Source organism: Bifidobacterium sp. AGR2158 (genome assembly GCF_000424225.1).
Lineage (GTDB): Bacteria > Actinomycetota > Actinomycetes > Actinomycetales > Bifidobacteriaceae > Bifidobacterium > Bifidobacterium anseris.
This window is the reverse complement of the sequence record NZ_AUJM01000011.1, coordinates 119675-132181: the sequence shown is the minus strand read 5'-3', so window position 1 is coordinate 132181 and position 12507 is coordinate 119675. Positions and strand designations below refer to the sequence as shown.

General features: G+C 63.6%; 10 protein-coding genes. 9 read left to right on the top strand and 1 reads right to left on the bottom strand.

The window, feature by feature from the left end; all coding sequences use genetic code 11:
* The first annotated feature begins 159 nt into the window (after positions 1 to 159).
* Entirely contained in the window at positions 160 to 759 is a 600-nt protein-coding gene (locus G606_RS0100915; RefSeq protein ID WP_133120883.1) for a hypothetical protein, read from the top strand.
* 572 nt (positions 760 to 1331) lie between these two features.
* Here G606_RS0100915 and G606_RS0100910 read toward each other — a convergent pair.
* Positions 1332 to 2759 (bottom strand): DUF349 domain-containing protein, encoded by a 1428-nt coding sequence (locus G606_RS0100910; RefSeq protein ID WP_026644420.1) that lies wholly within the window; start codon positions 2757 to 2759, stop codon positions 1332 to 1334.
* 118 nt (positions 2760 to 2877) lie between these two features.
* On the opposite strand from G606_RS0100910, the gene hisS reads away from it, so the two are divergent.
* The 8 genes from hisS (at position 2878) to G606_RS0100870 (ending at position 12467) form a co-directional block, all read left to right on the top strand.
* On the top strand, positions 2878 to 4269 hold the full coding sequence (gene hisS / locus G606_RS0100905; protein ID WP_026644419.1) for a histidine--tRNA ligase: 1392 nt from the start codon (positions 2878 to 2880) through the stop codon (positions 4267 to 4269).
* A 114-nt stretch (positions 4270 to 4383) separates the two neighbouring features.
* Positions 4384 to 6180, top strand: coding sequence for an aspartate--tRNA ligase (gene aspS, locus G606_RS0100900; protein ID WP_026644418.1), 1797 nt, complete (start codon positions 4384 to 4386; stop codon positions 6178 to 6180).
* Between the two features lie 457 nt (positions 6181 to 6637).
* Positions 6638 to 7420, top strand: a complete 783-nt coding sequence (locus G606_RS0100895; RefSeq protein WP_026644417.1) for an alpha/beta hydrolase — start codon at positions 6638 to 6640, stop codon at positions 7418 to 7420.
* A 224-nt stretch (positions 7421 to 7644) separates the two neighbouring features.
* On the top strand, positions 7645 to 8424 hold the full coding sequence (locus G606_RS0100890; RefSeq protein WP_026644416.1) for an amino acid ABC transporter ATP-binding protein: 780 nt from the start codon (positions 7645 to 7647) through the stop codon (positions 8422 to 8424).
* Positions 8425 to 8513: 89 nt separating this feature from the next.
* On the top strand, positions 8514 to 9362 hold the full coding sequence (locus G606_RS0100885; protein ID WP_026644415.1) for a glutamate ABC transporter substrate-binding protein: 849 nt from the start codon (positions 8514 to 8516) through the stop codon (positions 9360 to 9362).
* 1 nt (position 9363) lies between these two features.
* Complete coding sequence (locus G606_RS0100880; protein WP_026644414.1) at positions 9364 to 10041, top strand: amino acid ABC transporter permease; 678 nt, start codon at positions 9364 to 9366, stop codon at positions 10039 to 10041.
* A 3-nt stretch (positions 10042 to 10044) separates the two neighbouring features.
* Positions 10045 to 11151 (top strand): amino acid ABC transporter permease, encoded by a 1107-nt coding sequence (locus G606_RS0100875; protein ID WP_026644413.1) that lies wholly within the window; start codon positions 10045 to 10047, stop codon positions 11149 to 11151.
* A 335-nt stretch (positions 11152 to 11486) separates the two neighbouring features.
* Positions 11487 to 12467 carry a PPK2 family polyphosphate kinase gene (locus G606_RS0100870; RefSeq protein WP_026644412.1) on the top strand — a complete coding sequence of 327 codons (981 nt, stop codon included), beginning with the start codon at positions 11487 to 11489 and terminating at the stop codon, positions 12465 to 12467.
* The last annotated feature ends 40 nt before the right edge of the window (positions 12468 to 12507 follow it).

Here is a 12507-nt window from a genome sequence, read left to right as displayed (position 1 = left end):
GTAAATGCGGCGGGCGGAAAATGCGGCAGAACCATGCCGAAATGGCCGTGCATATCCGGCGATTCCCCTGATGGGGAGAATCATTGGAGGTCACGGGCGGCGCGCCTACCATCGTCAGTAGTCATCGAAAAAGACGATGAATACGAAAGGACTTGCACTATGGCTGCTTTGGAACTTGGCACGATTGACTCGCAGACAATCGACGCGGAGGCGCTGACGCGCGCATATGAGGTGTATCAGCACGACGCCTTCGACGGATACTTCCCTGACAGCGAAGGTGTCGGCGCGCTCGCGTCGGACTTCGTCAAGGCGGCGGTCTCGACGATCGCGGCACATGTCGGATCTGATGAGGAAACGTCATTCATCAACGAGGACACGGCCGCGCAGGACGTGGACACGATGCGCTCGTCGCTGAAGACGGACAGCTTCCGCACGCCGCTGCTCACGATCGCACATGAGACGGTGAAGTCGTGGCTCGGCGCGCAGTTCGAGGATGCCGACGATCCGCTGCGCACCGCGATCGGCGCCTACGCCGACGACGTATTCGCCGCCGCGCCGCGTGACGAGCAGGAGGCTTCGCTCAACGCCGCGCAGTACATTCAGGAAGGTCCGGCGCTCGCGGCCATCGTCAACGAGATCAGCGAAGTCAACATGGAGCACCTGAGCGGCAAGGACATGCAGTCCGGCGCTTTCCTCGTCTATGACGGCACCAAGTACGAGACCGCCACCGACGACCCGAACATGGTTCTCTTCGAGTGACATCTGCGACCGCTACCGGTAGCGATCGCGTTACCGGTAGCGGCGCTTATTGGTGGCGCGCGCTACCGATAACGGGCGGTGCTGCTTAGCGGTGGCATCGCCTATGGGTGGCACTTACGGGCGACGACCTCCTCGCTTACGGGGCGCTGCCTGCGATGCGCTGATTATGCATTGTTTTTGTGATTGCGATTTCTTATCGATCGCAGTGTTCTTCATGGTGCAGCGGATATCCGATTCGGGTGTCCGTTGCACTGTTGTTGTCTCCGCGCATGTCATCGCAGGCAACGACATGTGTGCGTTCGGGTAGTGCTGCTCGTAAGCATGATGCGTGAGTGATACCGCCCGTAAGAAGACCGTGCCCATACGACCATGCTGCCCGTAAGACAATGCTGTCCGTAAGCGTCGCGTGCGATGCGAACCGCCCGTAAGGATTGGGGAGCAGTGCTACCGGTAGCGGAAGGCGGCGGGGGAGGGCGACAAAGACAACGCACAAAGACAACAAAGGAGGGACGCACCCTTGGGCGCATCCCTCCTCTTTCTCTTTGTATTGGCTGCGATGCGGCTGGCGGCGATCACATGATCGCGTTGAGCCACTGCTCCTTCGTGGCCTTTTCGGCCTCGAGCTTCGCCTTGACCTTCGGGTCGCTCGCCTTGGCGATCTGCTCGTCGAGTTCATCGAGCTGCGCCTTGAGCTGTCCTTCGAAGCTGGACTTGCGGGCGTCCGCCTCCGGGTCGCTGCGCTTCCATGCGGCGTCCTCGACGGCCTTGATCTGCTTGTCCACGTCGTCGAGACGCGACTCGATGCGGTGCATGTCCTCGCGCGGCACGTAGCCAATCTGATCCCATTCCTCCTGGATCTCGGCGAGCTGCTGACGCGCCTTCTTCGCCTCGGCCTCGTCCTTGACCGGCACAAGCGCCTCGGCCTTGACGAGCAGCGCCTCCTTCTTCGCGAGGTTCTCCTTCTCGGCGGTGTTCATCTGGTCACGGTCGGCCTGACGCGCGTTGAAGAACGTGTCCGCCGCCTCGCGGAACTGCGCCCACAGCGCGTCGTCCTCCTGGCGGCCTGCACGTCCCGCCTGCTTCCAGCGGGCCATCAGATCGTTGAAACGATGCGAGGTCTCCACCCAGGCGGTCGAATCCTTGAGTTCGTTCGCCTCGGCGATGATTGCCTCCTTGGCCTTGCGTGCGGTCGCGCGCTCGTTGTCACGCGCCTGCGCCCACTTGCGGCGCGACTGGTTGAAGGTCGTGCGCGCCGACGAGAAACGCTTCCACAGCGCGTCCGCGTCCGCACGGTCGATGCGCACCGTCGTGCGCTGATGCTGCTGCCACTGGTCGAACAGCGAACGGAACTTGTCCGCCGTGGAACGCCAGTTCGTGTTGTCGCCGAGGTTCGCGGCGAGCTCCTCCGCCTTCTCGACGATCTTCGTGCGTTCGGCGACCGCCTTCGCGACGGCCTCCTTGCGTGCGTTGGCGATTGATGTCTTCTTCTCCTGCGCCTTCGTCTTGAGCTCCTCGAAACGGGTGCGCAGCGCCGGGATGTCGCCGACGACGTCGGGCTTGGCGAGCTCCTCGCCGAGCGCTGTCACCGTCTCGTCGATCTCGCGCGGCTTGATCGAGTTCGACTTGAGGCGCTGCGCGAACAGATCGAGCTTCGCCTTGAGGTCGAGGTAGCGGCGCGCGTACAGCGAGAGCGCCTCTTCCTTCGAGGCGTCCGGGAACTGTCCGACTTCACGTTCCGTGTCGCCGTCCTTGACGTAGACGGTGCCGTTGTCATCGACACGGCCGAAGCGCTCCGCGTCCTTGATCTCCGATTCGCCGAAGCCGCCGGTCTTCGCCGCCGGCGCATGCGTCGCGCTCTTCGCGAACGCCGCCGGTGAGGGAGCATGGGCCTTGATGGCCGCCGGCGTCGGCGCCGCCTTCGCGCTCTTCGCCGCCTCGGTGGCAGCGCTCTGCTGCGTCGGGTCGTTGGTCTGGGGTTCGGTGACGTTGTTGTCGGCCATGGTCAGCTCCTTAGGCTTGGTGGACACGTAAGAATGGGAACGTATTCACACTCTTACGCCCTTAGTGTAGGCAATGGTATCGATACATTTTCCGCGACATCCCTTATGATGTGGAACCGTGGCAAAAGGTGCATCTATCTCAGGTTTCCCAGAGTGGCTCCCCTCTGAACGCGTAGTGGAGCAGCGTGTCATCGACACGCTTCGTGAAGTATTCGAACTCAACGGGTTCATCGGCATCGAGACCCGCGCGATCGAACAGGGGTCGAGCCTGCTCAAGAAGGGCGAGACGAGCAAGGAGATCTACCTGCTCTCGCGTCTGCAGGAGGTCGGCCATGAGTCCGACACCCCCGTCGAGCAGCGTCTCGGTCTGCATTTCGACCTCACCGTGCCGCTGAGCCGCTACGTCGTCGAGCATTCGGGCCAGCTGCCGTTCCCGTTCAAGCGTTGGCAGATCCAGAAGGTGTGGCGTGGCGAACGTCCACAGGAGGGCCGTTTCCGCGAGTTCGTGCAGGCCGACATCGACGTCGTCGGTGAAGGCACGCTGCCCGAGCATTATGAGGTCGAGCTGCCGCTCGTCATGGTCGGCGCGCTCGAACGGCTGCGTGAGTTCGGTCTGCCGAAGGCCACCGTCCACGCCAACAACCGCAAGCTCTCCGAAGGCTTCTACCGCGGCCTCGGCCTTGAAGACATCGAAGGCGTGCTGCGCGAGATCGACAAGCTCGACAAGATCGGCGCCGACGAGGTCGCCTCGCTGCTCGTGTCCGAATGCGGCGCGACGCCCGACCAGGCGAAGGCATGCCTCGAACTCGCGCAGATCACCGCGTCCGACGGCGGCGCGCTCATCGACCGTTTCAACGGCCTGTGCGAGATCCACCACATCGATATGGACGGCGACGACTACGCGATGGCGAAGGAAGGCCTCGACACGCTGACGATGATCGTCGACGAGGCCGCGCGCATCCGTCCCGGCTCCGTCATCGCCGACCTCAAGATCGCCCGCGGACTCGACTACTACACCGGCTCCGTCTACGAGACCTTCCTCGACGGCGCCGACTCGCTCGGCTCGATCTGCTCGGGCGGCCGCTACGACAACCTCGCGACGCAGGGCAGCCGCAAATACCCGGGCGTCGGCCTGTCGATCGGCTTGTCGAGGCTCGTCTCCTATATGCTGCACTCGGCGGGCGCGACCGCGTCGCGCATCTCGCCGGCGTGCGTCCTCGTCGCCGTGTGGAACGAGGAGAACCGTGCCGACTCGAACGAGGTCGCGCGTCAGCTGCGTGCGCGCGGCATCGCGGCGGACGTCGCACCGAGCGCGGCCAAGCTCGGCAAGCAGATCAAATACGCCGACAAACTCGGCATCCCGTACGTGTGGTTCCCCAACGAGGACCCGACGGACGATGGCCCGGACCAGGTGAAGAACATCGTCAGCGGCGAGCAGATCGACGCCGATGCGCAGTCATGGGAGCCGGATACTGTGTATGCCCGGCAAACGGTGACGACGAACGCCTGAGTCGCCACTGTCCGCGGCGCTGCGCGTCGAGCGGACACGGTCTCGTCGACGCGGCGCGCGTCGGCGCAAACGAACGAACCACAACAACCGAAAAACGAACAGAATAGAGGAAGTATGAGCCAGACGGCTTATCGCACCCATCACGCCACCGAGGTTACCGAGGATCTCGTCGGCGAACGCGTCACGCTCGCCGGTTGGGTCGACCGTCGCCGCGACCACGGCGGCGTCGCCTTCATCGACCTTCGTGACAACAGCGGACTCGTGCAGGTCGTCATCAACGACGAGGAGCTGGCGCGGCCGCTGCGCAGCGAATACGTCATCGAGGTCGAAGGCACCGTGCGCCTGCGTCCGGAAGGCAACGAGAACGATCATCTCGCGACCGGCAAGGTCGAGGTCGTCGCCGACAAAATCGACGTGCTCGCCAAGTCGGACGCGCTGCCGTTCCAGGTGTCCACGGCGCTCGAAAACGAATCCGAGAACAAGCTGCCGGGCGAGGACGTGCGCCTCAAGTACCGCTATCTCGATCTGCGTCGTCCGGCGATGCAGCGCAACGTCAAGCTGCGTTCGGACATGATGCGCGCCGCGCGCACCGAACTCGACAAGCTCGGCTTCACCGAGGTTGAGACGCCCACGATGATCAAGTCGACGCCGGAGGGAGCGCGCGACTTCGTTGTGCCGGCGCGTCTCGTGCCGGGTTCGTGGTACGCGCTGCCGCAGTCGCCGCAGCTGCTCAAGCAGCTGCTCATGGTCGCGGGCGTCGAACGCTACTATCAGTTCGCGCGCTGCTACCGCGACGAGGACTTCCGCGCCGACCGCCAGCCCGAGTTCACGCAGCTCGACATGGAGATGGCCTTCGTCGACCAGGAGGACGTCATGGCGATGGCCGAGCAGGTCATCGCGGCGATCTGGAAGGCCGACGGCTACGACATCAAGCTGCCGATCGACCGCATCACGTGGCAGGACGCGATGGACAAGTACGGTTCGGACAAGCCGGATCTGCGCTTCGGCAACGAACTCGTCGAGCTCACCGACTACTTCAAGGACACGCCGTTCCGCGTGTTCCAGGCGCCGTACGTGGGCGCCGTGCTCTTCAAGGGCGGCGCCGCGACGCCTCGCCGTCAGTTCGACGCGTGGCAGGATTGGGCGAAGCAGCGTGGTGCGAAGGGTCTCGCGTACGTCGTCTTCGCCGAGGACGGCGAACTCAAGGGACCGGTCGCGAAGAACCTGTCCGAGGCTGAGCGCGCAGGTCTCAAGGAGGCCGTCGGAGCCGAGGACGGCGACGCGGTGTTCTTCGCCGCGGGCGCTCGCGAATCCTCGCAGCTGCTGCTCGGCGCCGTGCGTGTCGAACTCGCCGAGCGCGCCGGACTGCTCAAGCCCGACGAGTTCGCGTTCACGTGGGTTGTCGACTTCCCGCTGTTCAAGCGTACCGACGATCCGGATGACGACGACGTGGCCGTCGGCCACTCGAAGTGGACGTCGATGCACCATCCGTTCACGATGCCGTCGAAGGATTGGATCGACACCTTCGATCAGGATCCGGAGCATGCGATGAGCGACTCGTATGACATCGTGTGCAACGGCAACGAGATGGGCGGCGGCTCGGTGCGTATCCATCGCGACGACATCCAGGACCGCGTGCTCAACGTGCTCGGCATCACGCCTGAGGAGGCGAATGACAAGTTCGGCTTCCTGCTTGAGGCCTTCAAGTACGGCGCGCCGCCGCACGCGGGCATCGCGCTTGGCTGGGACCGCACCGTCGCGCTGCTCGCCGGCGCCGACTCGATCCGCGACGTCATCGCCTTCCCGAAGGCCGGCGGCGGCCGCGACCCGCTCACAGGCGCACCTGCGCCGATCAGCGACGAGCAGCGTGCGGAGACCGGCGTCGACTACGATCCGGAGGAGGACGACTGAGTCTCTCCGGCTGGTGTGGACGTTGATTCGGACGTCGATTTGGACGTGCTGATGGACGCATCCGGCTGATGCATATCGCTTCGTCGATGTAGGGGCGGGGCGGAACCCAAGAGTTCCGCCCCGCCCTTGTGCGTATGCTGCGCCGCGCGTCCTCTTCCAAGCAGTGTGCGTGCCCTCCCGTCCCACTCCTACCGGTAGCAGCGTTGTACTGACTACCGGTAGCAATGCTGATTGCTTACCGGTGTTGTTTCGACTACCGGTAGCAAGGGGACGCTTACCGGTAGCGGTACTGCCGGTAAGCAATCAACGCGTGCAGCCCGTAAGGAATCGCCGTGCAGCCCGTAAGGAATCTGAAAGCTACCGGTAGGAGGTTGGCTCTCGGCTTGAATGGGGGACGGGTGCGGCGGTGACGTCTACGATTGCCGGTAGTGCACGCCAATGGTCAGGAGGATGGCAGATGACGGACAAGACAAGCGAGGAAATCAACATCACACGTGATGGGCTCACGCTGCGCGGACTCGTCGAACGGCCGCAGGATGCGCCGCACGGGCCGGCCGTCATCTTCATGCACGGGTTCATGCGCGACATGGGCGCCAAGGAAGGCGACGTCTACCAGCAGATCGCCGACGGACTCGTCGAACAGGGCTTCACCGTCGTGCGTTTCGACTTCAACGGCCGCGGAAGCAGCGACGGCGACTTCGCCAATTCCGACGTGTTCAACCAGATCGAGGACGCGATCGCCGTGCTCGACTATGTGCGCATGTGCATCCAGCCGACCGAGATTTCGCTGATGGGACATTCGCAGGGCGGCGTCATCGCCGGCATGACGGCGGGTATGTACTCCGACGTCATCAACAATCTCGTTATGCTCGCGCCGGCCGCGACGATCAAGGACGACGCATTGCGCGGCACGCTGCTCGGTGTGCCCTTCGACGTGAACCACGTCCCCGATACGATCACGCTTGCCAACGGCAAGACGGTCGCCGGCAAATACGTGCGCATTGCGCAGACATTGCCGATCTATGAGACGACGGCGATGTTCAAGGGACCGACGCTCGCCATCCAGGGCGAGGACGACGCCGTCATCGGCGAGGGGGCCGCCAGAGAATACGGCGCGGCGATGCCCAACTGCGCGGTGAGCCTGTACGCGCACCTCGGCCATCCGTTTACCGGCGCCGACCGCGACTCCGCGATCGCCGAGGCCGTGCAGTTCCTCGCCTCGCACAAGCGCATCGTCTGAAACAACGACCGCCGAACACTTCCCGCACCCATACATCGCGCATAGCGCACGCGCATCGGGACGGGCGCGCCGATGAACGATACCCGTCCCTCATCGGCGCGCCCATCCGCACAGAGCGGGTAATGATACAACATTCCACGATCTGACTAAAAAAGATTCGGAATCGGCGAACGTTCCTTATTGCGTTTGCCATTTGAAACACGCAAACCTTAGACTGTGCGCCTATGACAGCAACTACAGCAACACAACAGGGCGCGCAGGGCGACGACCGCTACCTCGTCGAACTCGAGCACGTGGAGAAGCACTTCGGCAATCTGCACGTGCTGCGCGACATCAATCTCAAAGTCAAAAAGGGCGAAGTGCTCGTCATCGTCGGCCCCTCCGGCTCCGGAAAATCGACGATGTGCCGCACGATCAACCGTCTCGAGACGATCGATTCGGGCGTCATCCGCATCGACGGACAGCCGCTGCCGAAGGAAGGACGCGCGCTCGCGCAGCTGCGCGCCGAAGTCGGCATGGTCTTCCAGTCCTTCAACCTCTTCGCGAACAAGACGATTCTCGACAACGTGACGCTTGCGCCGATCAAGGTGCGCCACATGGACCGCACGCAGGCGGAACGCGAAGCGATGGACCTCCTTGCGCGCGTCGGCGTCGACTCCCAGGCGAACAAGATGCCGTCGCAGCTCTCCGGTGGCCAGCAGCAGCGCGTCGCGATCGCGCGTGCGCTCGCGATGCACCCGAAGGTCATGCTCTTCGATGAGCCGACGTCGGCGCTCGATCCGGAAATGGTCAACGAAGTGCTCGACGTCATGGTCGAACTCGCCCACGAAGGCATGACGATGCTGTGCGTCACCCATGAGATGGGCTTCGCGCGCAAGGCCGCCGACCGCATCATCTTCATGGCCGACGGGCAGATCCTCGAACGCGGCACGCCGGACGAGTTCTTCGAACATCCGCAGACGGAACGCGCGAAGGACTTCCTGTCGAAGATCCTCACCCACTGACGCCGCGCGTCGGTGTCCGCACACGACGCCGGCGACGCCGGCGGGAGGAGCGGGCGGCCCGGCGAAGGAAAGCAAGCAAAGAAGGAACAATGACCCAACGAACAACCATGCGCACACTGCTGCGCAAAGGGCTCGCCGCGCTGTGTGCGCTCGCGTGCGCCGCGGGGGTGGCGGCATGCGGATCGAGCAGCGCAGACGATGGCGACGTCATCAAGGTCGGCATCAAATTCGACCAGCCGGGACTCGGATTCAAGAAGTCGGGCACCTATGAGGGATTCGACGTGGACGTGGCCCGCTACATCGCGAACCAGCTGGGCTACACCGATTCGCAGATCGTGTTCAAGGAGGCGCCGAGCAAGCAGCGCGAGGCGATGCTGCAGAACGGCGACGTCGACATGATCCTCGCCACATATTCGATCACTGACGAACGCAAGAAGGCGGTCGATTTCGCTGGCCCGTACTTCGTGGCCGGACAGGATCTCATGGTCCGCGCGAACGACGACTCGATCAAGGGACCGCAGGACCTCAACGGCAAACGCCTGTGCTCGGTCACCGGATCGACGTCGGCGAAGGTCGTCAAGGAGAAATTCGCCAAGGAGGTGCAGCTCATGGAGCAGCCGGGCTACGCGGAATGCGCGACGGCGCTGCTCTCCGGCATCGTCGACGCCGTGACGACCGACGACATCATCCTCGCGGGCCTCGCCTCGGCGTCGCGCGGCAAGCTCAAGGTCGTCGGCAAGCCGTTCACCGAGGAATACTACGGCGTCGGCATCAAGAAGGACGCCGATTCCAAGGAGTTCGCGACGAAGATCAACGCGGCCATCGAGGACATGGAGAAGACCGGCGAATGGGAGCGCGCGATCGAAAGCGCGACCGAAGGCACCGGCTACAAACCGAACCCGAAGTACAATCCGCCGAAACCGGACGAGGGGGAGTGACATGGAGGGATTCATCTCGCTGTTCCAGCAGTACAACATACCGGCCGCGTTCCTCGTCAACCTCGAACTGACGTTCTGGTCGGCGCTGTTCTCGGCGATCCTCGGCATCGTCCTCGTGCTCATGCGCATCTCGCCGATCGCGTCCATGCGCCACGTCGCCGGCGGCTACGTCGAGTTCTTCAAGAACATGCCGCTGACGATCATCATGGTCTTCATGGTGCTCGGCGCGTTCGCGCAGCTCAAGCTGAGCTTCTCCGACAACTTCGAGACGAACTTCTTCTGGCTCGCCGTCGTCGGCCTGTCGCTGTACACGGCGGCGTTCGTCTGCGAATCGCTGCGCAGCGGTATCAACACGGTGCCGCTCGGCCAAGCGGAGGCGGCACGCGCGATGGGACTCAACTTCATGCAGTCGGCGACGCTCATCATCATGCCGCAGGCGCTGCGCGGCTCCGTCGCGCCGCTCGGCAACACGCTCATCGCGCTGCTCAAGAACTCGACGGTCGCGGCGGCGGCGTCGGTCGCCACCGAAACCTCGTCGCTGATGAGCGAGATGATTGAGTTCCGTCCGGACGTCATCATCCAGATCTTCCTGATCTTCGCGTTCGGTTACGTCATCCTGATCATCCCGATCGGTCTGCTGACGACGTTCCTGTCCAACAAGCTCGCGGTTCGGAGGTGAGTCATGGCCGCAAATGAAAGCGCACTGCTCTTCGACCAGCCCGGTCCGAGGATGCTCAAGAGGATCAAGATCATCAACTGGAGCGCCGCGATCGTGTTCATCGCGATTGCCGTCCTCATCATCATGCGGCTGCACAATCCGCCGGACGGCGAGAACCAGCTCAGCTGGGAGCTGTGGAAGCCGGCGCTCGACGGCGAGGCATGGGCCGACTTCTATCTGCCCGGCCTGTGGGCGACGCTGCGCGCGACGTTCCTCGCCGTGATCGGCGCCGTCGTCTTCGGTCTGCTGTTCGGCGTGGGACGACTGATCCCGAACGCGCTCGTGCGTGGTGTGTGCGGCGTCGTCATCGAATTCTGCCGTGCCGTGCCGGTGCTCATCATGATGATTTTCTTCTGGCGTTGGTTCGCGTTCATGGATCTGCCGAGCCCGGCGTATTGGGCGGTCGTCATCTCGCTCGTGCTGTACAACGGCTCGGTCGTCGCCGAGCTTGTGCGCTCTGGCGTCGGCAACCTTCCCAACGGGCAGCATGAGGCGGCCGTCGCGCTCGGCCTGACGCGCACGCAGTCGCTGCTGAGCGTTGAAGTGCCGCAGGCGATCTACGCGATGATGCCGGCGGCGGTCACGCAGCTCGTCGTCGTGCTCAAGGACACGGCGCTCGGCTCGATCATCATGTACACCGATCTGCTGCAGGAGTCGCGTCGACTGGGTTCGATGTACTTCAACATCCTGCAGACGCTCGTCGTGGCCGGCGTCATCTACTTCATCCTCTGTTGGCTGCTGTCGAGGCTCGCCGAATGGCTGCCTGTGCGCATGCAGCAGCGCACGATGGCGCCCACCGAGGCCGAGCCGGTCGCGCCGATCGCGATCCTCGACCCGTCGAACGTCAACCAGATCGCCGTCGCGCGCGAGGAGCGTCCGTTGGGCGGTTCGCAGCGTCTCTACCATGTGCATCACCGCGGCACGAACGCGTCGATTCACAATTGGAGGCGTACGCGCTACACGCAGGGCTACGACGAGACGCAGCCGCAAAGCCAGGTCGCCAAGGACGGCCATCAGCACCACCTCAAGGGTCTCGGCGGCCGCATGAAGCCGGGCTCCGGAAGGTCGTGACGCGGCTGCGTGCACCACGGTCGTAAGGCGGCCACGGTTGGAAAAGGAATCTGTTTCCCGCTCTGCCCGTGGCCGCCTTCGTCGTTATGGGCAGTCGTGTTGTTACGGGCAGCACGTCGTTACGGGCATTCGCTTTGGTAGCGGATGCAGGTGTCGATTGCGATGATGCGCTGCCGATAATGAAGCGTCGGCGTCGAACGTGACCGATGCTGCCCGTAAGGACGAATGGAGTGGTGCGCGTAAGGGTGGCACTGTCCGTAAGGGTGGCTGCCGGTAAGAATGGAGTGCTGACAGTAAGGAAGAGGGGGGAAAGGGGACGGCGGTAGACTTGGGGTATGGCGAAAGACAAGCAGTCGAAGAACATCAAGAAGACGATGAAGCGGATCGCCTCGCATGCACAGGACGTCGAAGCCGCCGATACGATCACCGAACGTCTTGCGCGCGCGGCCAAATCCAGCGACATGCTCAGCTCGGTGTGGACGCTGCCTCCGGCGCAGCGGCTTCGGTTCTCGGCGAACACCGAACTCACCGCCATTGACGCCGGCTCGACCCCTGGATTCGACGGCGACCAGAACGACGGCGAACGGTTCATCGCGCTGAGCGCCACCGAAATCGCCCGCTATCAGCGGCTCATGTACGCCAACGGCATACGCGGCGACCATCATCGGCTGCTCATCGTGCTGCAAGGCATGGACGCCTCCGGCAAGGGCGGCATCGTCCGTCATGTGTTCAGTCAGGTCGACCCGATGGGCATCCACTACCATGGCTTCGGCGCACCCACGCCGCAGGAGCAGCGGCACGACTATCTGTGGCGCATCCGCAAGGAGCTGCCGGCGAACGGCTGGATCTCGATCTTCGACCGTTCGCAGTACGAGGACATCGTCATGCCGCACATCTACGGGACCGTGCCGCAGGAGGTGTGGCAGGAACGCTACGGCGAAATCAACGCCTTCGAACGCGACCTCGTCGCCAGCGGATGCGCGATCATCAAGATCTTCCTCGTCTCCAGTAAGGAGGCGCAGCGCAAGCATTTCCTCGACCGTCTTGATGATCCGCGCAAATACTGGAAGTTCGATCCGAGCGACCTCGACGCGCGCGACCGCTGGGACGAGTACATGGCCGCATGGCAGGACGTGTTCGAACGCACGAGCACCTCGTATGCGCCGTGGTATCTCGTGCCCGCCGACGAACGCTGGTATTCGCGCATCGTCGTTTCCGAACTGCTGCGCACGACGATGAAGAACTTCAACATGACGTGGCCGCCGCTCGACGTGGATCGCGACGAGGCGATCCGTCGACTCAACGCGGATTCGTGAGCCGAGTCCGCGCTCCGATCGCCGCTGCCGCTGTTGCAGC

Coding starts and splice junctions, on each gene's coding strand:
- G606_RS0100890 (WP_026644416.1), top strand. CDS start 7,645: ATGACAGCAACTACAGCAACACAACAGGGCGCGCAGGGCGACGACCGC.
- G606_RS0100895 (WP_026644417.1), top strand. CDS start 6,638: ATGACGGACAAGACAAGCGAGGAAATCAACATCACACGTGATGGGCTC.
- G606_RS0100885 (WP_026644415.1), top strand. CDS start 8,514: ATGACCCAACGAACAACCATGCGCACACTGCTGCGCAAAGGGCTCGCC.
- G606_RS0100875 (WP_026644413.1), top strand. CDS start 10,045: ATGGCCGCAAATGAAAGCGCACTGCTCTTCGACCAGCCCGGTCCGAGG.
- G606_RS0100880 (WP_026644414.1), top strand. CDS start 9,364: ATGGAGGGATTCATCTCGCTGTTCCAGCAGTACAACATACCGGCCGCG.
- G606_RS0100870 (WP_026644412.1), top strand. CDS start 11,487: ATGGCGAAAGACAAGCAGTCGAAGAACATCAAGAAGACGATGAAGCGG.
- G606_RS0100910 (WP_026644420.1), bottom strand. CDS start 2,759: ATGGCCGACAACAACGTCACCGAACCCCAGACCAACGACCCGACGCAG.
- aspS (WP_026644418.1), top strand. CDS start 4,384: ATGAGCCAGACGGCTTATCGCACCCATCACGCCACCGAGGTTACCGAG.
- G606_RS0100915 (WP_133120883.1), top strand. CDS start 160: ATGGCTGCTTTGGAACTTGGCACGATTGACTCGCAGACAATCGACGCG.